Origin of the sequence: Mesorhizobium sp. M8A.F.Ca.ET.021.01.1.1, from assembly GCF_003998025.1 — a bacterium.
Classification (GTDB): Bacteria; Pseudomonadota; Alphaproteobacteria; order Rhizobiales; family Rhizobiaceae; genus Mesorhizobium.
Genome location: NZ_RZSJ01000018.1, coordinates 1 through 24996 on the forward strand (window position 1 = coordinate 1; position 24996 = coordinate 24996).

General features: G+C 63.1%; 25 protein-coding genes and 1 riboswitch. Of the genes, 7 read left to right on the top strand and 18 right to left on the bottom strand.

Translation table 11 applies throughout. The annotated features are described in order from the left end of the window. Window positions 1–49: 49 nt before the first annotated feature. The 5 genes from EOA36_RS03635 to EOA36_RS03660 all read right to left on the bottom strand — a co-directional run bounded on the left by EOA36_RS03635 (window position 50) and on the right by EOA36_RS03660 (window position 3900). Complete coding sequence (locus tag EOA36_RS03635; RefSeq protein ID WP_127275650.1) at window positions 50–346, bottom strand: HPr family phosphocarrier protein; 297 nt, start codon at window positions 344–346, stop codon at window positions 50–52. Next, window positions 343–744 (bottom strand): PTS sugar transporter subunit IIA, encoded by a 402-nt coding sequence (locus EOA36_RS03640; protein WP_010912939.1) that lies wholly within the window; start codon window positions 742–744, stop codon window positions 343–345. Before EOA36_RS03640 ends, EOA36_RS03635 begins: the two co-directional genes overlap by 4 nt. Before the next feature lie 164 nt (window positions 745–908). Next, entirely contained in the window at window positions 909–1370 is a 462-nt protein-coding gene (locus EOA36_RS03650) for an HPr kinase/phosphorylase (RefSeq protein WP_127275652.1), read from the bottom strand. Between the two features lie 19 nt (window positions 1371–1389). After that, entirely contained in the window at window positions 1390–3174 is a 1785-nt protein-coding gene (locus EOA36_RS03655; protein WP_127275653.1) for a sensor histidine kinase, read from the bottom strand. A gap of 24 nt (window positions 3175–3198) precedes the next feature. Continuing rightward, window positions 3199–3900 (bottom strand): response regulator transcription factor, encoded by a 702-nt coding sequence (locus tag EOA36_RS03660; RefSeq protein ID WP_010912942.1) that lies wholly within the window; start codon window positions 3898–3900, stop codon window positions 3199–3201. 344 nt (window positions 3901–4244) lie between these two features. On the opposite strand from EOA36_RS03660, the gene EOA36_RS03665 reads away from it, so the two are divergent. The 4 genes from EOA36_RS03665 to EOA36_RS03680 all read left to right on the top strand — a co-directional run bounded on the left by EOA36_RS03665 (window position 4245) and on the right by EOA36_RS03680 (window position 8468). Further along, the gene (locus EOA36_RS03665; RefSeq protein WP_127275654.1) at window positions 4245–5855 is read left to right on the top strand and encodes a phosphoenolpyruvate carboxykinase; all 1611 of its coding nucleotides are present in this window, start codon (window positions 4245–4247) and stop codon (window positions 5853–5855) included. 97 nt (window positions 5856–5952) lie between these two features. Then, entirely contained in the window at window positions 5953–6390 is a 438-nt protein-coding gene (gene arfB / locus EOA36_RS03670) for an alternative ribosome rescue aminoacyl-tRNA hydrolase ArfB (protein WP_127275655.1), read from the top strand. Window positions 6391–6559: 169 nt separating this feature from the next. Beyond that, on the top strand, window positions 6560–7189 hold the full coding sequence (locus EOA36_RS03675; RefSeq protein WP_127275656.1) for an alpha-ketoglutarate-dependent dioxygenase AlkB: 630 nt from the start codon (window positions 6560–6562) through the stop codon (window positions 7187–7189). Window positions 7190–7244: 55 nt separating this feature from the next. Next, the gene (locus EOA36_RS03680; RefSeq protein WP_127275657.1) at window positions 7245–8468 is read left to right on the top strand and encodes a glycosyltransferase family 87 protein; all 1224 of its coding nucleotides are present in this window, start codon (window positions 7245–7247) and stop codon (window positions 8466–8468) included. Between the two features lie 96 nt (window positions 8469–8564). Here EOA36_RS03680 and EOA36_RS03685 read toward each other — a convergent pair whose 3' ends face one another. The 8 genes from EOA36_RS03685 to EOA36_RS03720 all read right to left on the bottom strand — a co-directional run bounded on the left by EOA36_RS03685 (window position 8565) and on the right by EOA36_RS03720 (window position 16363). After that, window positions 8565–10049 (bottom strand): nucleotidyltransferase family protein, encoded by a 1485-nt coding sequence (locus tag EOA36_RS03685; RefSeq protein WP_167531525.1) that lies wholly within the window; start codon window positions 10047–10049, stop codon window positions 8565–8567. Beyond that, window positions 10049–10726 (bottom strand): glycosyltransferase family A protein, encoded by a 678-nt coding sequence (locus EOA36_RS03690; RefSeq protein WP_127275659.1) that lies wholly within the window; start codon window positions 10724–10726, stop codon window positions 10049–10051. The genes EOA36_RS03685 and EOA36_RS03690 overlap by 1 nt, the downstream gene beginning before the upstream one ends. Next, window positions 10726–11478, bottom strand: coding sequence for a glycosyltransferase (locus tag EOA36_RS03695; RefSeq protein ID WP_127275660.1), 753 nt, complete (start codon window positions 11476–11478; stop codon window positions 10726–10728). The genes EOA36_RS03690 and EOA36_RS03695 overlap by 1 nt, the downstream gene beginning before the upstream one ends. Before the next feature lie 55 nt (window positions 11479–11533). Then, entirely contained in the window at window positions 11534–12286 is a 753-nt protein-coding gene (locus tag EOA36_RS03700) for a glycosyltransferase family A protein (RefSeq protein WP_189553114.1), read from the bottom strand. Further along, complete coding sequence (locus tag EOA36_RS03705) at window positions 12283–13332, bottom strand: serine kinase (RefSeq protein WP_127275661.1); 1050 nt, start codon at window positions 13330–13332, stop codon at window positions 12283–12285. The genes EOA36_RS03700 and EOA36_RS03705 overlap by 4 nt, the downstream gene beginning before the upstream one ends. A gap of 33 nt (window positions 13333–13365) precedes the next feature. Next, complete coding sequence (locus EOA36_RS03710; RefSeq protein ID WP_127275662.1) at window positions 13366–13797, bottom strand: PqqD family protein; 432 nt, start codon at window positions 13795–13797, stop codon at window positions 13366–13368. Between the two features lie 140 nt (window positions 13798–13937). Then, window positions 13938–15038 carry a hybrid-cluster NAD(P)-dependent oxidoreductase gene (locus EOA36_RS03715; RefSeq protein ID WP_127275663.1) on the bottom strand — a complete coding sequence of 367 codons (1101 nt, stop codon included), beginning with the start codon at window positions 15036–15038 and terminating at the stop codon, window positions 13938–13940. Window positions 15039–15115: 77 nt separating this feature from the next. After that, window positions 15116–16363, bottom strand: a complete 1248-nt coding sequence (locus tag EOA36_RS03720; protein ID WP_127275664.1) for an aromatic ring-hydroxylating dioxygenase subunit alpha — start codon at window positions 16361–16363, stop codon at window positions 15116–15118. A 114-nt stretch (window positions 16364–16477) separates the two neighbouring features. Next, window positions 16478–16680, bottom strand: a riboswitch (cobalamin riboswitch). 493 nt (window positions 16681–17173) lie between these two features. Here EOA36_RS03720 and EOA36_RS03725 point away from each other — a divergent pair. The 3 genes from EOA36_RS03725 to EOA36_RS03735 all read left to right on the top strand — a co-directional run bounded on the left by EOA36_RS03725 (window position 17174) and on the right by EOA36_RS03735 (window position 17967). Further along, on the top strand, window positions 17174–17374 hold the full coding sequence (locus EOA36_RS03725) for a DUF680 domain-containing protein (RefSeq protein ID WP_127275665.1): 201 nt from the start codon (window positions 17174–17176) through the stop codon (window positions 17372–17374). A 73-nt stretch (window positions 17375–17447) separates the two neighbouring features. Further along, window positions 17448–17654, top strand: a complete 207-nt coding sequence (locus EOA36_RS03730) for a DUF680 domain-containing protein (protein ID WP_127275666.1) — start codon at window positions 17448–17450, stop codon at window positions 17652–17654. A gap of 64 nt (window positions 17655–17718) precedes the next feature. After that, window positions 17719–17967, top strand: coding sequence for a DUF680 domain-containing protein (locus EOA36_RS03735; protein WP_127275667.1), 249 nt, complete (start codon window positions 17719–17721; stop codon window positions 17965–17967). Window positions 17968–18046: 79 nt separating this feature from the next. Here the strand turns inward: EOA36_RS03735 and ugpC are convergent, their stop codons facing one another. The 5 genes from ugpC to EOA36_RS03760 form a co-directional block, all read right to left on the bottom strand. Continuing rightward, window positions 18047–19159, bottom strand: coding sequence for a sn-glycerol-3-phosphate ABC transporter ATP-binding protein UgpC (ugpC, locus tag EOA36_RS03740; protein ID WP_127275668.1), 1113 nt, complete (start codon window positions 19157–19159; stop codon window positions 18047–18049). Between the two features lie 29 nt (window positions 19160–19188). After that, a complete protein-coding gene (locus EOA36_RS03745; protein WP_127275669.1) occupies window positions 19189–20853 on the bottom strand; it encodes an alpha-glucosidase in 1665 nt (554 codons plus the stop codon). A 4-nt stretch (window positions 20854–20857) separates the two neighbouring features. Next, window positions 20858–22012, bottom strand: a complete 1155-nt coding sequence (locus EOA36_RS03750; RefSeq protein ID WP_127275670.1) for a carbohydrate ABC transporter permease — start codon at window positions 22010–22012, stop codon at window positions 20858–20860. Window position 22013: 1 nt separating this feature from the next. Further along, window positions 22014–23027 carry a sugar ABC transporter permease gene (locus tag EOA36_RS03755; RefSeq protein ID WP_127275671.1) on the bottom strand — a complete coding sequence of 338 codons (1014 nt, stop codon included), beginning with the start codon at window positions 23025–23027 and terminating at the stop codon, window positions 22014–22016. Between the two features lie 168 nt (window positions 23028–23195). Beyond that, window positions 23196–24551, bottom strand: coding sequence for an ABC transporter substrate-binding protein (locus EOA36_RS03760; protein ID WP_127275672.1), 1356 nt, complete (start codon window positions 24549–24551; stop codon window positions 23196–23198). Window positions 24552–24996: the final 445 nt, after the last annotated feature.

Consider the following 24996-nt stretch of genomic DNA (forward strand, 5'->3'; position numbering starts at 1 on the left):
ATATAAAGAAATCTTTATTCGTGCATGTCCCGGAGGGCTGATTTCGGGGTCAGCACTCTTCGCCGAAACGGGAGGCGACAAGCTGCTCCAGCGCATCCATGACCTCGAGCGCCTCCGGGCCGCTGGCGGTGACGCGGATCGAGTATCCCGGGCTGGCGGCCAGCATCATCAGGCCCATGATCGACGTGCCGCCGACCTGGACGCCGTCCTTCTCGACATGGACAGAGGCGTTGAAGCCGCTGGCGAGCTGGACGAATTTCGCCGAGGCGCGCGCATGCAGGCCGCGCTGGTTGACGATCGGAAACTCCCGGACGATCTGGTCTTTTTCCGGGAATATCGCGTTCATTTGCTGCTCAGAAGCTGGCTGGCGACATTGATGTATTTGCGGCCCGCGGCCTGCGCTTCATCGAGCGCCGCCGCCATGTTGTCGCCCTTGCGGATCGACGACAGCTTGATCAGCATCGGCAGGTTCATGCCGGCGATCACTTCGGTGCGGCCGGACTCCATCACCGAGATGGCCAGGTTGGATGGCGTGCCGCCGAACATGTCGGTCAGCACGATCACACCTGCCCCTGTATCGACACGGGCGACCGCGTCGACGATGTCGCGGCGACGCTGCTCCATATCGTCGTCGGCACCGATCGCCACGGTTTCGAAATTGTCTTGTGGCCCGACGACATGTTCGACGGCATGTCGGAACTCGGTGGCCAGTTGACCGTGCGTTACAAGCACGAGTCCGATCATTCTTTGGTGGCTCCCGTCATCGCCGCTTCACAGGCGCATTTTATGCTCGCCAGCCAATCCAGGCGGCGGGAGCGCTATCTTGTCGACGCGCGGCCCGTTGACAAGCCCAAAATTGCGCCGGCCCATGCCATTTTGACGCATTGCAGCAAAAAACCCAGGGCGGATCATAGAAAAGGCGCGATCGACAGCCGCGCCATGATGGCCGGCAAGGCCGTGGCGGCGTTGCGCTCCGCAAGGTCGATACGCGGCACCGGGCAGCCTGCGACCGGCTCACTGAGTTCCTCCTGGAAACGGGCCATTTCCGCCTTCGGCACAAGCCGCACATGCAGGTCGATCACGCCGCCCGGCTCGAATGGTAGCGGGCGCGGCATGAACCCAGGCACCTCGGCGAGACCGGCGATGGTCGGCGGCACGCGGCAGACCAGTCGCCCGGCGTGTGCCGAGGCAAGCAGCCTGTCGTCGCCGATCAGCCGCGAGAACAGCGCGCGCGCCCGGCAATGGTCCAGGAGCGTCAGCGCCAGTGTCGTCTTGCCGGCCCCGGACGGGCCGGTGATGAGGACGCCGCGATCGCCGACCAGGATCGCGGTTCCGTGGATGTTTTCAGGCTGCTCGGCGGCTTCGGGCATGGTTATATCAGGGCCAAGGTCATCCCTCGGCCGGCAGCGTCACGACGAAGCGTGCGCCCTTGATCTCGCCGGGCTTGGTGCCGGGAATGTTTTCGGCGGTCAGCGTGCCGCCATGGGCCTCGACGATCTGCCTGGAGATCGACAGGCCAAGCCCCGAATTCTGGCCGAACGCCTCGCCGGCCGGCCGGTCGGTGTAGAAGCGTTCGAAGATGCGGTCGATCGTGTCGGCGCGGATGCCGGGCCCATTGTCGTCGACGGTCAGGATGTTGAACTTGCCGGCGCGCGCCAGAGACAGGCTGATGTGGCCATGATCCTCGGGCACGAAGGAGCGGGCGTTCTCGATCAGGTTGGTGATGACCTGGCCGATGCGCAAGTCATGGCCGACGACGACATAGCCCTTGGCGCCCTGTGGCAGCTTGGCAACCTTGAGCTCGATCTCGACCGCCTTCTTGTTGCGCGTCGTTTCACGCGAAACAGCGACGAGGTCGGTGACGAATTTCTTCAGGTCGACGGTTCCCGCGTCCTCGCGCGCCAGTTCGGCGTCGAGGCGGGAGGCATCGGAAATGTCGGTGATGAGGCGGTCCAGCCGTTTGACGTCATGCTGGATGATCTCCATCAGACGTGCGCGCGAGGTATCATTTTTCGCCAGGGGCAACGTCTCGACGGCGCTGCGCAGCGACGTCAGCGGGTTCTTCAGCTCATGCGAAACATCGGCGGCGAAACTCTCGATCGCCTCGATGCGCGCATAGAGCGCGTTGGTCATGTCGCGCACGGCTATCGACAGATTGCCGATCTCGTCCTGGCGGTCGGAAAAGTCGGGGATTTCCTCGCGGCTCTTGACGCCGCGGCGCACCCGCACGGCCGCCGCCGACAGCCGGCGCAGCGGGTTGGCGATGGTGGAGGCCAAAAGCATCGACAGGATGGCGGTGACGAGCGCCGCGATGCCGAAGACGCGCAGGATCGCCTTGCGTTCGGCGGCGACGATCTTGTCGATATCGCCGCCTTCGGTCGACAGCATCAGCACACCGAGAACGGCGCGAAAACGCTGGATCGGCACCGCCACCGAGACGATCTGCTCGCCCTGTTCCGAGACACGCACGATGGTCGACGGGCTGCCGGTCAGCGCCTTGACCACCTCCGGAAAGGCGGCGCCGTTGCCGCCCGGCTGCTCGTGATAGACCGGCAGGTCGGTGTTGCGGAAGAAGTCGAAGATGAATTTCTGGACGCGCTCGACAAGGTCGGGTTCTTCCTCTTCGACCGGCGGCAGGTCGTAGCGCAGGATCTGGCCGCGCGAATAGAGATGGCGTGAATCGAGCAGCAGGTTGGCGTCGCGGTCATAAATGCGGGCGCGGGTGCGGGTCGGCGAGATCAGCCGCCGCAGCACCGGCGCCACGCGCTCTGGGTTGATCGGAAAATCCAGATTGTCGAGCTGGTCCGAGCCAGGTCCCAGGCTTTCGCCGGCCTGCAGCTCGAGCAGCTTTTCCGGGTCGATGCTGATCGAATCCGTCTCGACCGTCGCCGACGCCGCGATGGCGCCGGCGATGATCTCGCCCTGCGTCATCAGGCTTTCGACGCGCGCGTCGATCAGACCGTCGCGGAAGGTGTTGAGGTAGAGGATGCCGGTGACGAGCACCGCCAGCCCGGCGAGATTGAGGAAGAGGATACGCCGCGTCAGGCTGGAAAAGATATGGTGGCCGAGGAATCGGCGCATAGGCACCGTGAATTTCGACACGAAGGACGGCATGATGCGCGACGGCCGCCTGGCAGCGGCCGCCGGTCTGCTTCGTTGTGCTTCCACTGCCATCGAATAGCAGCTCCTGCCTAGGCTTTACGCTTCGCGGAACCGGTATCCGACTCCGTAAAGGGTTTCGATCATTTCAAAGTCGTCGTCGACGGCCTTGAACTTCTTGCGCAGCCGCTTGATGTGGCTGTCGATCGTGCGGTCGTCGACATAGACCTGCTCATCATAGGCCGAATCCATCAGCGCATCACGGCTTTTTACCACGCCGGGGCGTTGCGCCAGCGAATGCAGGATCAGGAACTCGGTGACGGTGAGCGTTACCGGCTCGCCCTTCCAGGTGCAGGTATGGCGCTCCTGATCCATGACGAGTTGGCCGCGTTCGAGCGAGCGAGCCTGCTGGCTGGGCGCTTTTGCCGCGGCCTCGCGGGCACTGGCCCGGCGCAATACGGCGCGCACCCGCTCGACCAGCAGGCGCTGCGAGAACGGTTTGCGGATGAAGTCGTCGGCGCCCATCTTGAGACCGAACAATTCATCGATCTCATCGTCCTTGGAGGTCAGGAAGATCACCGGCAGGTCGGATTTCTGGCGCATCCGGCGCAGAAGCTCCATGCCGTCCATGCGCGGCATCTTGATGTCGAGGATGGCGAGATTCGGCGGCCGCGCCGCCAGGCCTTCCAGCGCGGACGCACCATCCGTGTAGGTCTCGACACGATATCCCTCGGATTCGAGGGCGATCGACACCGACGTCAGAATGTTGCGGTCGTCATCGACAAGCGCGATTGTTGCCATTTCAAGCGGCTCCCTCATGAGCTGTCCCTTCTTTCGTAGAGAAGGGGCTTTTGCAGGACAAATTAGGTACAAAATGTGGCGTAGGCCTTGTCCGCTGTCACGAGCAGGGTGCCGCCGGCCACAATTCAACCTCGACACGGATTGGACGAACGAACATCGCCAATCCTTTGGGCAACCACGAAACTTTTCGCATATATAAACGATTTAAACAACTTTCAAAATATTTAAATCGATTAATGATTTGATATCATTTGGCTTTTCTGGTTCTGACCATCCTGGCCTGCTTGGCGGGTGTGCCGGAAATACGCCGGCAAGGATGCGGCAAATCTTGAGAAAGGTCTCCAATGTCGGAAATCGGCAAACGCAATCGTGCCTGCGCGATCGATCGTATCGGTCTGAAAACCTCCGGCATGGTGCGCTACAATTTCGGCGCGGCCGCCCTCTATGAGGAAGCGATCCGGCGCGGCGAAGCCCGGCTGACCGCCCATGGCGCGCTCGTCGCCGAGACCGGCCAGCACACTGGCCGCTCGCCCAAGGACAAGTTCGTCGTTCGCGACGGCGCCACCGAGCCGCATGTCTGGTGGGACAACAACAAGGCGATCTCGCCCGCTCAATTCGACGTCTTGCTCGCCGATTTCCAGGCCCACGCCGAGGACAAGGATCTCTATGTACAGGATCTGGTCGGCGGCGCCGACGAGGAGCTCAAGCTGCCCACCAGGGTGATCACCGAATTTGCCTGGCACTCGCTGTTCATCCGCAACCTGCTCATCCGTCCCGACGCGGCCGAACTCGAACAGTTCGTGCCCGGCATGACGATCATCGACCTGCCGTCCTTCCGCGCCGATTCCGTCCGCCATGGCAGCCGCACCGAAACGGTGATCGCCGTCGACCTGACGCGCAAGATCGTGCTGATCGGCGGTACCTCCTATGCGGGCGAGATGAAGAAGTCGGTATTCACCATGCTCAACTACCTCCTGCCGGAGAAGGGCGTGATGCCGATGCACTGCTCGGCCAATGAAGGACCGGCCGGCGATGCCGCCATCTTCTTCGGCCTGTCGGGCACCGGCAAGACGACGCTGTCGGCCGATCCGTCCCGCACATTGATCGGCGACGACGAGCATGGCTGGGGCCCGCACGGCATCTTCAATTTCGAAGGCGGCTGCTACGCCAAGACGATCAAGCTGTCGGTGGAAGCCGAGCCGGAGATCTTCGCCACCACGCAACGCTTTGGCACGGTGCTGGAAAATGTCGTGCTAGATGCCGACGCAGTGCCGGATTTCAATGACGGCAGGCTCACCGAAAACACACGCTGTGCCTATCCGCTCGACTTCATCCCCAACGCCTCGAAGACCGGGCGCGCCAGTCATCCGAAGAACATCATCATGCTGACCGCCGACGCTTTCGGCGTGATGCCGCCGATCGCCCGGCTGACGCCGGCGCAGGCCATGTATCATTTCCTCTCCGGCTACACGGCCAAGGTCGCCGGAACCGAAAAAGGCGTCACCGAGCCCGAGGCGACCTTCTCGACCTGTTTCGGCGCGCCCTTCATGCCGCGCCATCCGTCGGAATATGGCAACCTTCTGCGCGAACTTATTGCCCGCCATGGCGCCGATTGCTGGCTGGTCAACACCGGCTGGACCGGCGGCGCGCATGGCACCGGCAAGCGTATGCCGATCAAGGCGACGCGCGCGCTGCTCGCTGCCGCCCTCGACGGCTCGCTGAAGGCAGGCGCTTTCCGCACCGACGCCAATTTCGGCTTCGAGGTGCCGGTGGCGGCGCCGGGCGTCGACAGCGCCATTCTCGACCCGCGCTCAACCTGGGCGGACAAGGCGGCCTACGACCGGCAGGCGGCAAGGCTGGTCGGCATGTTCGCCGTCAATTTCGAGAAATTCGAAAGCCATGTCGACGCCGTGGTGCTGGGGGCAGCACCTCGCATGCAGGAAGCGGCGGAGTAATCGCCAAGCCGCTCAGCATCATTGCCGCGTGGCACCAGTGAAGGCCCGGTTTCGATCGGGCCTTTTCTTTTTCGGTCCGCCGCGCCATGACTGCGGCATGCCGATCGACGACGACATCATCATCTCAGGCGAGGCCGTGATCCACCCGGGCGACTTGCACGAGGATTTCATCCGCTCGTCCGGTCCCGGCGGCCAGAACGTCAACAAGGTGGCGACGGCGGTGCAGCTTCGCTTCGACGCGCAGAACGCCGAGGGCCTGTCGGACCGTGTGCGCGAGCGGACCATAAAACTTGCCGGCCAGCGCGCCACCAAGGACGGTGTCATCGTCATCGAGGCCGGACGCTTCCGTACCCAGGAACAGAACCGCGCCGATGCGCGGGCCAGGCTCACGGCACTGGTCGCCAAGGCCGCCGAACCACCGCCGCCGCCGCGCAAGAAGACGCGGCCGTCGAAAGGCGCGGTTGAGCGGCGGCTCAAGACCAAGGCCGGGCGATCGACAGTGAAGAGGCTGCGCGGTCGGGTGGAGAACGATTAAGCAGCACGCCAATCGTGCCCGTCAACCGCCTTTGGCCAATCGGGCAAACGAATTCACCGCGCGTTCTGCCCGGGCAATTTCAGTGAAAAACGACGACGGCTTTCGGGTCGCCCTCTGCCTGTGATGGTGGCATCTTGCGGCTCCGAACATTAGCAAGGTGAACCAGTCCATGCTCGTTCTGCCCAAAGGCGTCCGCCACATGCCGGCCCATCTGTCCCGCGCCGTCCAGGAGACGCTGGTCGAGGAGGTGAGGAGCATCGTCCAGCAAGCGCCGTTGTTCGTGCCGGCCATGCCGCGGACCGGCAAGGAGATGAGCGTGCGCATGACAAATTGCGGTCCGCTCGGTTGGGTCACCGACAAGGAACGCGGCTATCGCTACCAGCCGACGCATCCGCTGACCGGAGAGCCATGGCCGCCTATCCCCGACAGCCTGCTCGACCTGTGGCGGCAGGTGTCGGGCTATCCGAATCCACCGGAGGCCTGCCTGATCAATTTCTACACGCCCGACGCAAAGATGGGCCTGCATCAGGATCGCGACGAGGCCGATTTCTCGGCTCCCGTCGTCTCTGTCTCGCTGGGCGACGACTGTCTGTTCAGGGTCGGCCAGACAACGCGCGATGGCGCTACCAAATCGTTCAGGCTGAAAAGCGGCGATGTCGTCGTGCTTGGCGGCGAGGGCCGTCTTGCCTTCCATGGCGTCGACCGCATCTACCCTTCGACCTCCGCGCTGCTCAAGAACGGCGGCAGGATCAATCTGACGCTGCGGCGGGTGACGAAGCCCGGCGAGACCTCCACATAAGCCGATCTTAACGCGCGTCGCTTATCAAGGCGGACAGGGTCTTGGAAACAGCGCAATGGCACAGGCCGATCAGACTGCCCGCAATCGAGCCGATTTTCGGTTCGCGGCACTTGTGCTGTGCACCGGAATCCTGATCGGGCTGCGCTACCATCTTGCCTTGTGGACCTTCGACGAGCACGGCTTCTCCGAACTCAGCGACCGGCTGCCTTATTGGGATTTCACCAATCTGTGGGCCGGCGGACGCATGGCGCTCGACGGCCATGTAGCCTGGCTGTTTGACGTCGACAGCTATCGCGCGGCCTTGCGGCGGATGTTTTCGCCCGATCTTCCCAACCAGGAATGGAGCTACCCGCCCAGCATCCTGATCTTCGGTGCGCCGCTCGCGCTGCTGCCGATCTTTGCGGCCTATTTCATCTGGACTTTCGGCACCGTCTTCTGCCTGTGGCTGGCGGTGCGGCCGCTGAAACTGGGCACGCTGGCCGAAGCGGCCGTCCTTGTGTGTCCAGCCGTCTTCGTCAACGCCATCTTCGGCCAGAACGGCGCCCTGACCACCGCTCTTCTCATTGGCGGACTGGCGGTGGCGCCGAAGCGGCCAATCCTGGCCGGGCTGCTGTTCGGTCTGCTGACGATCAAGCCGCATCTGGGCATTCTGGTGCCGTTCTGCCTGCTGGCCAGCGGCAACTGGCGTGCCATCGCCGCAGCGGCTCTGTCATCGGCGGCGCTGTTCATTTTGACCGGGCTCTCACTCGGATTCGACGTCTGGCATCTGTTCTGGACCGAAACCCGCCCCCTGATGACGGCGATCCTGGAGGCACCCTATCCGCAACCCTACCAGGCCAATGCCGCAACCATGTTCTTCCTGGCGCGCGCATGCGGCGCCGGGCTGACAGTGGCCTATGCGATGCAAGCCGCTGCGACCATTGGCGCAATCTGCGCCGCCATCTGGGTCTGGTTGCCACGGCGGCAGGTCGTGCATGGCGAAAGAGTGGTCCTCACCGCCGTGCTGGCAACGGTCGCGACGCCGTACGGCTACAGCTACGACACCGTCGGTCTCGCCGTTGCCGTCGCCTACCTGTTTTCGAGGCGCGCCAGCATGCCCCGGATTTTCCTGGCGCTCGTCTGGCTCTATCCTGCCATCGCTCATCTGGTGAACGGCATCGGGCTTGGCATCGGCGTGTTGGTGCCCTTGTCGCTGTCGGCATGGATGCTTGCCGACATACGGGCTCGCGAACGCGTGACCTCGACGATAGCTGACGGCCGGATATCATCGCCACGGTGAACCATTGCCGTGCCCTCGGCTCTCTTCCGCGGGGTGTCCATCGGGCTCGATCCGCTCGTGCCGCCATCGCGACCCTGGCGGGTGAACTCCGATATCTCAGCGCAGCGGCGAAAAGGTCGCCGAGACCAGATGGAAAGGCAATGCGCCATAGGCGGCGACCGTCGCCTGGTCATCCCATTGGCGGAATTGCCGCGACGGCCGCGCCTCCAGCGTCAGGGCATGCTGCCGGCCGTCGACTGTAACCTTGCCGCGAAAGCGCAGCACCCTTTCCCCACCGGACCGGCTGATGGCCATCGCACGCAGACGCGCGACGTGGTCGTCACCCCGGTTGATCTCCATTTCGATACGGCGCCGGACCGGCGGAACGCTGATCCTGACCGTGATGTCCAGCATCATCTCCCCTGCCGTCGGCGGGCAAGGTATGGTCTGCGAGAACACCAGGGGCGACGGTGCTTCCGGCTGCTCGCGACGGGCCGGCCCGTCGCGCCATGCTTTTCCGCGCCATGCCCTGGCGGGCGGCTCCTGCCGAAGCCGGCCGCTCTTGCGTCGCAGACGCAACTGCTTGGCAAAGCCGCGCGACAACCAGACCAGCCTGCCGAAGTCGGTCCGTGGCTTGGCTTGCAGCATGGCCGACCAGCGCGAAAGGCCTGTACGGTCGGCCATCTCAAGCAGGCGCGCCAGCACCCTGTCCGGCGCCGCCACGCCTATTTCGAGCGCGAGATAGGAGAGCGCCACCGCTGCGGCAACGGCAAGGCCACGCCTGGCGACAACGTCGAGGAACACGTCCCAGTCGACGTCGCCGACGCGAATGGCTACCGCGCAATCGACCAGCCAATCGCTGTGCGTGTGGGCGTCGAGCCCGCCATGCGCGATGGCCAGCGCGATGCGGTCCGCCGGCGACGGCACCAGCACGCCGACACCACTGAATTCGGCCGCCGCCGCCCGCCGCCAGATCGCCTGGTCGTCCTCATCGCTTTGCTGGGAACCGTCATAGGCAAGCTGGTGCAGGTCGATGTCGCCATAATTGCCCTTGAAGAAGTTCATCGACCGCAACGACGCCAGTCTTGTCCTCAGATATTGCGGGCTCACCCCGGTGGCGATCTGCCAGTCGCGGTCGCGCAGCACGTCGAACGCCGTTCCCATGTCCTGCGGCCGCACCAATATGTCGATGTCGTGCGCCACCCGGCCACGCTGCGCCGACGCGTCCAAGGCAATGCGACTGGCGCCCTTGATCAGCATCACCAGGCATCCGGCGTCCGTCATCGCCTGCAGCGCCGGTTCGGCCTCGCGCATCGCCATGCGCGACTTGGTCCACAGCATCTTTTGCAGACCGACAAGACGTGGATAGGCGGAATGGCCGGCCAATTTCCGGCCGAACCGGTCGCAGATGGCGGCAAGCAGCCGATGCTCCCTGAAGGAGACGAGATCGATGTCGTTGGCGCTCAGCCACTCCATCGCGCAACCGGCGGCCGCGTCGTCGTCGGCAAGAAGCGCGGCCTTGAGCAACTGGTCGAGCCCGCCCGTCGGCCAGGGCCAGCCATAGTCCGGGAAACGGCGGCTGATGCGGCGGATGCGCGCCATCAGTCCGCGCCGGTCTTGTTTCGGACCCGTCGCAGCATGGCCAGCCGCGCCACTTCGAGATAGCCGCGGTCGCGCGTCGCATCGCGTCCGTACGACAGGCTGCCGGGCCTGATGCGGCGCAGCGCCAGCACCTCTTCCATCATGTCGAGGGCAAGGCTCGCCTCGCGTGCCCGCGCGATCCAGTCGATCATTTCGCCGCGACCGCCCGGCGGATCGACGACGGGTCCGACGGTCTCGGCGGCCTCGCGCCGGATCAGCATCGTGGTCCGCGACCAGCCGGGCACGACCGCGTCCTCGGGTGCATCGGGCCGGTCATTGCGGAAGTTTCGCAAATGGCAGAAGACGCCCGATGTGCCGGGCAATCCTTGCAGATATGCAAGCTGATCCTCGATCTTGGTCGGCAGCCAAAGGTCGTCGGCGTCGAGCGTCGCGATGAACGGCGTTGACAGCGCGGCGATGCCTCTGGTCGTGGCGCTGCCCGGTCCGGCATTTGCCTGGCGCAGCAATTGCAGCGGCAGGTCTGTTCCGCCGATCGCCGCGGCGAGATCGTCGGTTGATCCGTCGTCGACGATCACCACCAGCTCCGGCCGCACCGTCTGCGCCGCAACCGATCGCAGCGTCTCTGCGATGGTGCCGCTGGCGTTGAAGGCCGGTATGACGACGCCGTATCCGTCCATCACAGGGCACGCCAATCTGACAGTTTGTCGAGCTCGAAGATCCCTTCGATCGGCCGCAGCGACGGGTCGGCCTTGCGCCGCTTCATGGATTTATAGATAGCGCGCAGGAATTCCCGCGACTGGACGTCCTCTTGCCTCGTCATATTGCCCGCATGCCGTCTGTAATAGAGCGCGACCGTGTCGGGAAGCACGTATCTGGGGCCGATCTCAAAACCGCGCAGCAGGTAGTCGGTATCTTCGGCCTGGACGAAATCCTCGTCGAAATCGCCTATGCGCGCGACGAGGCGGCGCGCGAAGATCGCCGCCGACAGGTGAATGCCGCGAACCGTGATGCTGTTGCTGTCCGCCATGGGCTCCAAGGTCCCATCATCGATTTTGTCGACCAGCATCATCCTCGAATAGGTCAGGTCGAGATCGGGATTCTTCCGGAAAAGCTCGACATCGGCTCCGAAGCGCCCCGCTGGCGAGATGTCGTCCGAATCGAGGAACGACACCAGTTCCGCCTCGGGCTTGAGCTGCCTGAGCCCGCTGTTGCGCGCTCGGGTCACCCCCATGTTGTCTTGCCGGAACAGCCGGATGCAGGAATGATCATCCATCATCGCGCGCACGGCCTCGACCGAGCCGTCGGTCGAACCGTCGTCGATGACGATGATGTCGAGATCGGCGGCGTCGGCTTGCCTGAGCAGCGAGCGCAGCGCGGCGCCGACATAGGCCTCGCGATTGTAGACCGGCATGATCACGCTCAGCCTCATCCTCGGCCTCGCGGCCGCTGCTGCACCACCCGTTTTGATCGCGAGATATCCCGCATCAAAACACCCGCCAGTCGGGCGTGCTCTTGAGCTCGAAAATGCCGGGAATCTCACGCAGGGACGGGTTCGCCCGGCGTCGCCGGATCAATTTGTGGATCGCCCGCATGTGGTCGCGGAGCCGGGCCTCGCGCTTCCGGGTGATATTGCCGGCGTGGCGCCTGTAGTAGATCGCGACGGTCTCCAGAAGACGGTAATTCGGACCCGTTTCGAAGATGCGCAGCAGATAGTCAGTGTCCTCGCACTGGTCGAATTCCTCGTCGAAACAGCCTATGCGATCGACAAGCGCCCGGCTGAACGGTCCGGTGCTCATTGAAATGCCGCGCAGCGTTACAGTGCGGCTGCCCGCTACCGGCTCCATCGTGTCATCGTCTATCTGCTCTGCCAGGGTCATCAGGGAGTAGGTCAGGTCAAGGCCCGGGTCCGTCTCGAAGCAAGCCAGATCCGCCTTGAAGCGCCCGGCAAGCGAGATGTCGTCGGAATCGAGGAACGACACAAATCCGGCATCCGGCGGCAACCGTCTCAGCCCGGCATTGCGCGCCCTCGCGACACCCATATTGGGTTGCAGAAACAGGCGGATGCAGGGCGCCTCGCGCATCGTCGACCGTACTGCCTCCACCGAGGCGTCCGTGGAGCCATCGTCGATGACGATGATGTCGAAGCCGGCGTCAGCGCGCTGCCTGATCAACGAGCGCAGCGCCGGGACGACGTAGCGCTCGCGATTGTACACAGGCATGATCACGCTGAGCTTCACCGGGCGCCTCGTGTCAGGACGTCCTCGATCGTGCCGGCGATCTCCGCCGGGTCGGTGCCGAGGGACAAACGAAAGCACGGCAGGCGGCGCGTCAATTCGCTGAAGAAGCGAAAGCCGCTTTCGCGTTCGCCCGGCATCTGTGCGATGCCGGACGGCGCCAAGGCAATCATGGCATCCCTGCGCGACACCGGCATGATCGAACTTGCTCCGCCACCGCTAATATGTGGCACCATCAGCGCAACGATGTCCAGCATCGCGGGCACCGGCCCAGGCGCGATCTCATCGACGTGAAACATGTGCTTGCCCTGCCAGTTCAGCGGGCCTTGCGCCGTTAGCCGCCTTTGCAGGCCCAGCCGCGTGAAACCTCGCGCGTCCTGCTTCAGCGTCGAGAAAAGGGGCCGCGCGGTCACGCCTCCGGCGAGATCGATCAGCACATAGTCGTCGCCGACACTGTCTAGTCCGTTGAGCAGGCCAGCGGCGACGGTGCCGGATTTGCCGGCTCCACCCGAGCCGGCAAGGAGAATACCCTTGCCATCGATGCCGAGCGTGCCGGCATGGGTCAGCCGCATGCCTCGCGCGGCGTATTCCCAATGCAGGAAGGCGCGCAGCGGTGCCCCCGGCTCCCAGGGCGGAAAGGCATCGGCCGAGGCCATCAGCTGTACGCCAACGCAACGTTGCGGATCGTAGATCTGCCAGAAATCCAGGTCGTGGAAATAGTGCCCGCGCAACCCGGCTTCGGCGAGCCGTTTGGCAAAACCGTGCTCGGTGAAATGCGCGTCGCCCCATCGCGCCGGCTCCGGGATGCCGTCGATGCCGGGATGAGCGATGAAGATGCGGCAGGTGGACGGTTCCGGCTGATCGTGAGCGGCCTCGACAAATGCATGGCTCAGGGCGTCGGCGAGCACACCGTGACCCAGATGCACGGCCAGTTCCAGCCCGGGCAGCCGAACCCGCCGGATGGTCGGATAGCGCGAGGCAGCGCCTTCAGCGGAGGCGATGAGATACCGGGCGTAGTCCGGCAGAGTTTCGAGCGTGACGCGCGGCATCAAGCGCCTTCCATCACGGCTGCGGCCGGCCGATCAGGAAGCCTGCTTGACCGCCGGCCAGCCAAGGGGTTCCTCGACCTCATGGATGGGATCAACGACGATCAGGTCCGCGAGGTCGTCGTGGATGCTGACATTGAGCGGCTCGCTGGTGGCGGCAAGCTCGGCTTGCAATTCGCCCGGCAGTGGCTGCGCCGCCGCTTCCGAACGCACCAGCAAACCCAGTTCGAGCAGCTGCGATATGAAGTGTTCGAGTTCGGCCTGGCTTATTGTCGAGCCGCCCGCGGCCAGCCCGATCAGAGCCTGGGCGTCCGCTCCGGACGAAAGCACCTGCCACGCCTTGCTGCCGGAATCGGAGAAGCCGAAATATTTGCCATTGGCAAGGTTGAGCACCACGGCCTCGCCATCGAAGGATTCGAAAACGATATCCCGGCTCGCAACCGCATAGGCATGGGATTCATGCTTCATTGTTGCCCCGCTTTACATCCCTGCCCGCCAGCAGGACCGCTTCCACCGACAACGCCTGTAGACTTTCGGTCGTTCCTTGGCAAGGTAACCTTTGCCGGCAAGGCGCCGACATTTCCGGGATCAGTCGAAGGACGGGCGGATCAAGCCTCGATTTCCAGCGCCGACAATGGCTTGGAACAACAGGCCAGGATGAAGCCGTCGTCGATCTCATGATCGAGGATGCCGCCATTGTGGCTCATCTCGACGCTGCCGGAGACTTTCTTCACCTTGCAAGTTCCGCACAGGCCGAATTCGCAGGCCGCCGGTATCCGCACGCCCGAGGCGCGCGCGGTCTGCAGCACGGTCTGGCCGGCGACGCAGTCGGCGTCGACATCCGAAAGCGCGAAGCGGATCGGCGTCGCGGCTTCGACGGAAATTGCCGCGCCGTCTTCAGCCGGCGCGGCAAACGGTGCCGGGACTTCGTCCACGGTCGGCGCGGCAAAGCTTTCCTGATGGTACTTTGCCATGTCGAAGCCGGCGGCTTCGAGCATGCCGCGCACGGCGCGCATGAAGGGATCGGGCCCACAGCAGAAGATTTCGCGTTCGCGGAAATCGGGTGCCAGGAGCGGCAGCCGGATGGCGTCGATGCGGCCCATATGGCCGTACCAGCCCTCGCGGCTCGACCGTTCCTCGATCATGAAGCCGAGCGACAGGCCAGGCATGTGGCCCCCGAGCAGTTCGAGTTCCTTGCGGAAGATGATTTCTTCCGGGCGCCGCGCGCAGTTGACGAAACCGACATCGGTCCATGGCGCACAGTCGTTCAGCCAGCGCAGCATCGACATCATCGGCGTCACGCCAGAGCCGGCCGAGACGAACAGATATTTCGCCGCCGGATGGCTGTGCAGTGAAAAGTCGCCGCCCGGTCCATAGGCCTTGACGTGCGAGCCGGGCGCCAGGTGATCGAACATCCAGCGTGTGCCGATGCTGCCCGCCTGCGCCTTCACCGTCACCGCGATCGAGAACGGCCGCGACGGCGACGACGACAGCGTGTAGGTGCGCATCAGCGGCCCATCCGGCGTCGGCAGTTCCAGCGTCACGAACTGGCCCGGCTTGTAGCGGAACCAGGTCTGGTTGTCGGACCGGAAGGTGAAGGTCTTGACGTCGGGCGCCTCGTCGCTGACACCGGTCACTTCCAGCACCTGCAGCCTGTCGTTCCACGGCGCCATCTGGTCGAGATGGCGATAGAGGCCAAGGTCGGTCATCGCATTCATCCCTGCATACCTTTCATTTTGCGGATGTCGTGATCCCAAAACCGCTGCACACTTTTGGGTGACATGCGCTAGGCGACGCTGCGCAGCGTCGGCCGCCCGCCTTCGGCCAGGCGCGGACCGATGAAGCGGGCATACCAGTCGACGAACTGGATGACGCCGCCTTCATGCAGCTCCGAATACGGGCCGGGTTCATAGGCCGGCGACAGGATACCGAAAGCGTTCTCCTCGACGATGCGGCGATCCTGGTCGTTGGTCTCGGTCCAGACATAGGTGAGTTCGGCGAGATCGTAGTCGACACCCTCGACCGCGTCCTTGTGCACCAACCACTTCGTCGTCACCGCCGTTTCGGTGGCGCTGACCGGCAGCACGCGGAAGGTGACGGCATGATCAACGAGGATGTGGTTCCAGGTCGTCGGGTAGTGATAGTGCATCAGCGTGCCGATGCGGTCGGCCGAGACGCTGTCGGACAGGTCCTTCCGCACCGCCCGCTTGCCGGTCATCGTGTAGCTCTGGGCATCGCGCAGCAGCGGCGCGCGGGTGGCGCGGTATTGCCCGGCCGGGTCGATGCGGAATTTGCTGGGCAGGCCAACAGCTTCGCATTTCGCCCAGTGCGCCAGCATCTCCGGATCGCTATCGGCGCCTTGTACGCCGGTCACCGTCGGTGCTTCCGGGAACGTCTTGCACAGTTCGGGATGATTGCCCGCGCAATGATAGCATTCGCGGTTGTTTTCCCAGACCAGCTTCCAATTGCCCTTCTCGATGATCGTGCTCTCGAAGGCGATCTTGGCCTCGCTGAGCCGGTGCGGCTTGAGATAGGGCTCGATCATCGCCCGCATCGGCGCGAAGTCGGCCGGCTCCTTGGCCAGGCAGATGAAGACATAACCGGCGACGCTTTCGCAGGCGACCGGCTTCAGCCCGAACTGGCTCTTGTCGAACCCCTCGGCCATCTGGCGGGCGAACAGCAGACGCCCGTCCAGCTCATAGGTCCACTGGTGATAGGGACAGACCAGTTTGGCGGCCATGCCCTTGTCGCTGTTGCAGACGCGGCTGCCGCGATGGCGGCAGGAATTGTGGAAGGCGTTGATCTTGCCCTGCTGATCGCGCACCAGCACGATAGGATAGTCGCCGACCTGCACGGTGATGAAGCTGCCCGGCTTGGGCAATTCGCAATCATGGCCGATGAACAGCCAGTCGCGATACCAGATCAGCTCCATGTCGAGCTTGAAGTAGTCCGGGTCGGTGTAAAAAGGCTGTTCCAGCGAAAAGCCTTGTCTGCGGCTGTTCAAGAGCCTCAGCATGTCGTTGCGCGCGTCCATGTCCTGTCCTCATTTTCAAGGACTGAACTGGTGGTGATTGAGGAAGGACTGGACGCAGATCGGCGCAAAGCCGGACAAACACCATCCGCCTCTTGACCGCCCACCGCGATCAGTCGAGTTCTAGCCATCTCGGGCTGGTTTCCGGGCTCTGGAGTCGTCCTTACGGACCATCGCGACACCTTCCCAGGCTTACGCCCAGTGGTCTCCCGTTGCGACTTGAACTCCACCACCGTTGCGGGGGCAGCGCCGGAATCTGACCGGCTTCCCAATTCTCCGCTCCGTCGTCACGCAGCGGCACCTGAGATGCCTGATCTAATCACGGCAGGGTTTGCGACATCGGCATGAAAGCGACATCGCATCCATGCGGCGCGACACGCATGCTGGAACGTCGTGACAGGGGTCGCATCATCAAATCGCCTTCTGTCGCCAGGCGCGCCGGCACCGTTTTTCGACCCCTTTGCCGGGGGCGAAAAGGTTAACAGTTTCGAAAAGTGACTATTAGCAGATTCTAAAATCGAACCGAACGGTTCGTTTCTGTTGACGGTGCGTGCAGGACGGGGTGAACGCCGAGCCTCCGATACAGTTGGTGATCGGGGTGTCATTTTTAGCTAACTGATTGATATAACGACAGAAAATAACAGATGTGGAAATCACTGGTACAATTTCAAGTGGTAGAGTCATGGTCCACGCTGAACAACTTCGTGATTGGAAACAGCAGAGGTGCTCTCCCACATCGGGGCGGTCCGAACGACGCGATTTTAATCCCAAGACACGCCGCTAGACGGACGGAAAAATACTGGAGTACCCAAAATGAAAAAGATTGTTCTCACTGCCGCCGCCCTTCTGGCCATTTCCGGCAGCGCCTTCGCTGGTAGCGACCATTACGGTTCGAACGCCGCCACCCCCGCTGCCACTGTCGACAGCTCGTACACCGCTTCGACCAGCAAGTCGGAGCCGGCTGCTCAGACGCCTGCCCAGGGCGCCGACCACAATCTCTTCGGCAACAACTAACAGCCGATCCCCGGCTTGCGGCGGGGCGACCCTGCCGCGCGGGGTGGATGCCACAAATTCAGGAGTACCTAAAATGAACAAGATCCTCATTGCCGCCGCCGCCGTCCTGGCCCTCTCCGGCAGCGCCTTTGCCGGCAGCGACAACTACGGTTCGAGCGGTGCCAACCAGGCGGCTGTCACGTCGACCGACAACGCGAACACCGCATCGATCGGCAAGTCGGCTCCGGCCACCGAGGCGCCTGCCCGGCCGGGTAGCGATCGCAACCTCTTCGGCCGTTGACGCCTGTTGCGAGTGGCGGGCTCGCTCGCCACTCGTGGAATTCAAGACGTTAGGAGTATTGGAAATGAACAAGATCCTCATTGCTGCCGCCGCCGTTCTGGCCCTCTCCGGCAGCGCTTTCGCCGGCAGTGACAACTATGGCTCCAATGGCGCCAATCAGCCCACTGCATCGTCGACCGTCAATGTCGATACGTCGCATACGGGTTCGGTCCGCAACAGCGACTCACCCATCTACAAGCTGCTCAACTCGTCCGGCGACGTGCAGAAGTCCGCCCCTCACGGCGCAGACCGCAATCTCTTCGGCAACAACTAACCAGCCGTCGTGATGTATAAAAAGAGAGCGGCGGGCCAGCCCGCTGCTCTCTTTTTTTGTTGTCGAGACATGGCTGGCCTCAGGCGGCTTTTGCTTCCGCTTCGTGCAGCGCGAACGACCGTCCATCCGCATCGAAGATATGAAGGTCGCCGGCATTGGCGGTCAACTGCAGCGTCGAGCCGCGCTTGATCTCGACATTGCCCGGCAGCTTGGTCACCAGCGGCAGGTCGGCCCGGCCGATGTCGATATAGACCAACTGAACCTCGCCGAGTTGCTCGACATAATCGACCGTCCCCTCGAACAGATAGTCCGCACCACTGGCGATCGCGAGATCTTCCGGCCGCACGCCGAAGCTGACCGCCGCTCCCTTTGCCGAAGCAGGCGTCGCGATCGGCACCGTCGCCTTGCGGCCGCCGACATGGCTGATGATGGTCGGATTGCCCGTCTTGTCGACCGTGGCCGGCAGGATGTTCATGGCCGGCGAGCCGATGAACTGGGCGACGAATAGGTTGCCGGGGTTCTTGTAGAGCTCCATGGGCGTGCCGACCTGCTCGATGTGGCCATCCTTTAGCACCACGATGCGGTCGGCCAGCGTCATCGCCTCGACCTGGTCGTGGGTGACATAGATCATGGTCGTGTTGGGCATCGATTCCTTGAGCTTGGCGATCTCGATACGCGTGGCGACGCGCAGTGCCGCGTCAAGGTTCGACAGCGGTTCGTCGAACAGGAACACTTTTGGATTGCGCACGATGGCGCGGCCGATGGCGACACGCTGACGCTGGCCGCCCGACATCGCCTTGGGCAGGCGGTCGAGATATTTGGTCAGCTGCAGGATTTCGGCGGCCTGCCGCACCCGTTTGTCGATCTCGGCCTTGCTTTCCTTGCCGATCTTCATCGAGAAGGCCATGTTGTCGTAGACTGTCATGTGCGGATAGAGCGCGTAGGACTGGAACACCATGGCGATGCCGCGCTTCGATGGCGGCACGTCGTTGACCACCTGGCCGTCGATCTTGAGTTCGCCCGAGGTGATTTCCTCAAGCCCGGCGATCGAGCGCAGCAAGGTCGACTTGCCGCAGCCCGACGGGCCGACGAAGACGATGAATTCGCCTGATTTGATGTCGAGGTCGATGCCGTGGAGAATGTTGAGATTGCCGTAGGACTTCTTCACTTGTCTCAAATTGACATCGGCCATTGATTTCCTCCCAGTGGTTCCTCAGATGTTCAGCCTATGCGCCCGAACCAGACGCCGTAACCGCCGAGTTCGACCGTACCGGTGCTTGCCTGCCCGGAAAATCCGTGTCCCGCCAAAGGTTGCAGGGTTCGGTTGCCGAGGTCAACCTTCGCTGGCGCAGCGCCCAGATTGAAGACGCAGACGATCTCCTCATTGCCCGCCCGGCGGGTGAAGGCGACGGTGTCGCCCTGGCTTTCGATGAAGCTGATGTCGCCCTTGGCCAATGCCGGATGGGCGCGGCGGAAGGCGAGAAAGCGCCGGTAATGCTCAAGCAGCGAGGTTTCGTCACCTTGCTGCACGTTGACCGCCTGTGACAGGTGGCTGGCCGGCACCGGCAGCCAGGGCTTTGCCTGGGAGAAGCCGCCATTGCTGGCATTGCCGTCCCACACCATGGGTGTGCGGCAGCCGTCGCGGCCCTTGAATTCCGGCCAGAAGCGGATGCCGTAGGGGTCCTGCAGGTCCTCGAAGCGCAGGTCGGCCTCGCCGAGCCCGAGTTCTTCGCCCTGGTAGATGCAGACCGAGCCGCGCAGCGACATCAGCAATGCCGAGATAACCTTGAGATAAGCGGTCGGGTCGGCTTCGCCGGCGGCCCAGCGCGAGGCCGGGCGCATCACGTCATGGTTGGAAAACGCCCAGCACGACCAGCCGTCGCTGGCCACCTCGCCAAAAGCCTCCAGCACCGAGCGGACCTTGGCGGCGCTGATCTTTTCCGGCGCCAGGAAGTCGAAGGAATAGCACATATGCACGCGCTTGCCGCCCGCTGTATAGGCGGCGACCACGTCCAGCCCGCGCTGCGAATCGCCGACTTCGCCGACCGCGGCGGTCGCCGGATACTCGTCGAGCAGCGCCCGGAAACGCTCGAGGAAGGCGAGGTTCTCCGGCCGGCTCTTGTCGTAGATATGATCCTGGTAGTTGTAGGGATTGACCGCCGGTGCGGTCTGGTCGTTGCGCTCTTCCGGTGGCAGCGGCGGGGTGTTTTCCAGCCCCTGGCTGTGGAAGTAGAAATTGATGGTGTCGAGGCGGAAGCCGTCGACGCCGCGCTCCAGCCAGAAGCGGGTGACGTCGAGCAGCGCGTCCTGGACTTCCGCGTTGTGGAAGTTGAGGTCGGGCTGCTCGGCCAGGAAATTGTGCAGGTAGTATTGCTGGCGGCTGGTGTCCCATTGCCAGGCCGAGCCGCCGAAGATCGACAGCCAGTTGTTGGGCGGCGTGCCGTCGGGCCTTGCGTCCGCCCAGACATACCAGTCGGCCTTCGGATTGACGCGGCTCGAGCGGCTTTCCTTGAACCAAGGATGGATGTCGGCGGTATGCGACAGCACCTCGTCGATCATCACCTTGAGGCCCAGCCGGTGCGCCTCCGCCGTCAGTGCGTCGAAATCCGCCAGCGTGCCGAACATCGGGTCGACGTCGCAATAATCCGAGACGTCGTAGCCGAAATCCTTCATCGGCGATTTGAAGAAAGGCGAGATCCAGATGGCATCCGCGCCAAGGGCGGCAATGTAGGGCAGCCTGCCGATGATGCCTTTGAGGTCGCCGATGCCGTCGCCATTGGAGTCCTGAAAGCTGCGTGGATAGATCTGATAGATCACCGCGCCCCGCCACCAGTCGCGGTCGATGGCGGGGTCTGGTTTCGAAGTCGCCTTCAAAGCCGATTGCATTGTCTCAACCTCCTTTCACCGAGCCGGCCAGCAGCCCGCGGACGAAATAGCGCTGCAGCGAGAAGAAGACGATCAGCGGCACGATGATGGTGATGAAGGCCGATGTCGTCAGGATCTCCCAGTTGCCGCCGCGCGAGCCGAGCAGCGCATTGAGCTTGGCCGTCAGCACGATCTGATCGGGCGCCGTTCCGAGGAAAACCATTGCCACCAGCAGATCGTTCCATACCCACAGGAATTGGAAAATGGCGAAGGAGGCAAGCACCGGGAAGGACAGCGGCAGCACGATCTTGACGAAGATCTCGAAATCGCTGGCGCCGTCGATGCGCGCCGATTCCATGATCTCGCGCGGCAGGCCGGCGATATAGCTGCGCAACAGGTAGATGGCGAAGGGCAGGCCGAAGCCGGTATGCGCCAGCCAGATGCCGAGATAGGTCTTGGACGGCACGCCGAAGAAAGTGCCGACGCCGTTGTAGAGCCTGAGCAGCGGGATCAGCGACATCTGCAGCGGCACCACCAGAAGGCCGATGATGACCGCTATCAGCAAGGCGCGTCCGGGAAACCGCATCCAGGCCAGCGCGTAGGCGGCAAAGGCCGCGATCAGGATCGGGATCACGGTCGCCGGGATGGTGACCGTCAGCGAATTCATGAAGGAGCGGCCGATGCCTTCGGAGAACAGCACGGTCTGGTAGTTGTCGGTGGTGAATTTCGGCGGCGCCGACGAGGCGTAGTAGACGCGCTGGCCGCGATCGCCTTCGAAGGCCTTGGGCGATGCCATGACGAAGCTGCCGTCGGCATTGACCTGCAGGGTCACGCCGTCACCGAGGTCGGCTGATGTGCCGGCCGGATATTGTGTAGGTGCTGCTGCCTTGACGCCGAAGGCGCTGATGTTGCGCTTGACGCCGTCGCCGAAAATGTTGCCCTCGAGGACGAACTTGCCGTCCTTCTGGGTCTGCGCCGAGGCGGCCGGCAGGCGCCCGGCCTCGGTCTGGCTGGAACTGGCGAACGAATTCCACCAGCCCGAGGCGACGATCTGGTCCTTGTCGCGCAGCGACGAGACGAGGATGCCGAGCGTGGGGATGGTCCAGATCGCCACGAAGACGAGCACCGCGATATGGACGCCGAAACGGCTTGCGAAGGAATTTCCGGTCGCCACGGCCATATCAGTGCCCTCCCGTCTCTTTGTTGGCCTGGCGGATGTTCCAGATCATGATCGGAATGACCGCGATCATGATGATGATGGCAATGGTCGCGCCGCGGCCGAAGTCGCCGCCGCCGCGGAACATCCAGTCGAACATCAGATTGGCCAGCACCTGGCTGTTCCATTGGCCGTTGGTCATGGTCAAGACGATGTCGAACACCTTCAGCACCAGGATGGTGATGGTGGTCCACACCACCGCGATGGTGCCCCAGATCTGCGGCACCATGATCTTCCAGAAGATCTGGAACGGGTTGGCGCCGTCTATGACGGCGGCTTCCAGCGTTTCTTCGGGGATGCCGCGCAGCGCCGAGGACAGGATGACCATGGCGAAACCGGTCTGGATCCAGATCAGGATGATCATCAGGAAGAAGTTGTTCCAGAACGGCAGCGATATCCAGACTTGCGGCTGACCGCCGAAATGCTGGATGATGGCGTTGAGCAGGCCGATCTGGATCTGGCCGTCGCCACGATATTCGTAGATGAACTTCCAGATCACGCTGGCGCCGACGAAGGAGATGGCCAGCGGCAGGAAGATCAGGCTCTTGGCGATCGTGCCCCACCATATCTTGTCGGTAAGCACGGCGATGATCAGGCCGAGGAAGGTGCAGGCCGCCGGCACCACCGCCAGCCACAGGATGTTGTTCATGATCGCGTTTCGCAGATCCGGATCGCGCAGCGCCCATTCGTAGTTGGCGAACCCGACGAAACTCGTGCCGCCGCGGTCGAAGAAAGACAGCCACAGCGTCGCGATCACCGGATAGATCAGGTAGATGGTCAGGATGATCAGCGCCGGACCCACGAACAGCCAGGGCCGCACCAATCCCTGCCGGCGCAGATTGTTAACGGCGGCCGTCCCGGACACCCCGCGCGAGGGGAAGATCAAATCGAGCAGTTTGTTGGCGCCCCAGAAATAGGCGACGCAGCCGCCGACGCCGATGATGATGACGAATATTGCCGAGAAAATCTGAGTCGCCATGGGTCCCTCTCCCTGCGCATGACCGGCCAGCGATGCTGGCGATCGGATGCACCGACTTTCAGTTATTCGGAACAATCGAAACGTGAAGGCTTCCGGCGAGCACTGCCGGTCGGATCCGGGCCGTGGCCCGGATCCAGCAGGAGGATTGGAAGGTGTTAGGTCGCCCCGCTATTTGATAGCGTCCCAGCTCTTCTGGATGTCGGTGGCGACATCCTGGGCGGACTTGCCGCCGACCAGGTCGATCATGCCGGTCCAGAACGAGCCGGCACCGACCTTGCCGGGCATCAGGTCGGAGCCGTCGAAGCGCACCGTCGTGGCGCCGACCAGGATCTCGCCCTGCTTCTTCAGCGCATCGCTGCCATAGGCGTCCTTGTTGGCTCCCTTGAAGGGGGTGACGAAGCTCTTCTGCGCCATCCACAATTCATGCGCGAGCGGCATCTGCAGGAATTTGATGAATTCGCGCGACGCCTTGGAATCCTTGGTGATCATCACCAGCGTTCCGGCCACTTCCAGCGGCGTTCCCAGTTCCGGCTTGGAGGCGTAAGGCGGGTAGGGGAAGAAGTCCGCATCCTGGCCGAGCTTCACGCCCTCCGGGAAGAAGGAGGGGATGAACGATGCCTGATGGTGCATGTAGCACTTCGGCGGCACGGTGAAGAGTCCCTTCGGGCTGTCGCGGAAGTCGGTCGCCGCGACTGCCTTGGCGCCGCCGTCCACCATCTTGTCGTCGGTGGCGATCTTGCCGAAGATGTCGATGGCGTTGACCACCGCCGGATCGGTGAACGGGATCTCGTTCTTCACCCACTTGTCGTAGACTTCGGGCGGCTGCGTGCGCAGCATGATGTCCTCGACCCAGTCGGTCGCCGGCCAGCCCGTCGCGCCGCCCGAACCAAGCCCGATGCACCACGGCTTGCCGCCATCGGCGATGATCTTCTTTTCGAGCTCCGCCAGTTCTTCCTGCGTCTTCGGCACCTTGTAGCCGGCTTCCTCGAAATTGTCGGGCGAGTACCAGACCAGCCCCTTCACGTCGATCTTGTAGGGAAAGGCATAGAAGCCCGGCTTGCCGTCCTTGCCGTTGTAGGTGCCGAGCTTGGCCCAGGAGTCGCCGGCGGCGTAATTCTCCTTGACCCAAGCCGCGACGTCGTCGCCCAGCGGGGTCAGCACGCCCTTGGAAGCAAGGTCCTGGATGAGGCCCGGCTGCGGCAGCACGGCGATGTTGGGCGGGCTGCCGGCCTGGGTGTCGATGACGATCTGCTGCTCGTAATTCTCGGACGAGGAATATTTGACCTCCGCGCCGGTGGCTTCGGAGAAATAATCGAGTACCGACCGCACAAGCGTCTCGTCCTCGCCACGCCACGGTCCGAAGATCGACAGAGTCTCGCCCTTGAGGTCGACTTTCTTGAGATCTTCGTAATTCGCCCAGTTGAAGCGCTTGTCCTCGCCCGGCTTGAACTTCAGTTCGGCATGCGCGGGCGCGCTCAGGGCGAATGCGGCAGACGCAACACCCAGCAAAAGCATTTTCTTCATCGGTATTCCTCCCAGTGGGTCACACACTCACCGGACGGAACCTCCATTCCGCCCGCCGACGCCGCAGGACTGTGACTCAGTCGCAAGGGAACCGCAACCTTTCGAAGAGTCTTCCAAAGCGCTTTGGCTTCGCCGATCTCGCCATTGAATCGATCAGGAGTCAAGAGGGCCTGCGGACTAATCGATTTAATTGCCTGCAGCCAGGGCTCGAAAAAGTGCGTCGCAACATACTTTTTTGGCAATGCGACAGCAATTCTTGTTTCAAACCCAGCCCCGGCACGCTTATGGTCTCTGCGATATGGCCGCGTCGCGGACGGTAGTTGGGTCGATTCAATCTAAAAGCGCTTTGAGGCGGGGAGGCCTCTCGTGAACCTCAAGCAACTTGCGCATATGCTGGCGCTTTCGCAGACCACGGTTAGCCGGGCGCTGAACGGCTACCCCGAAG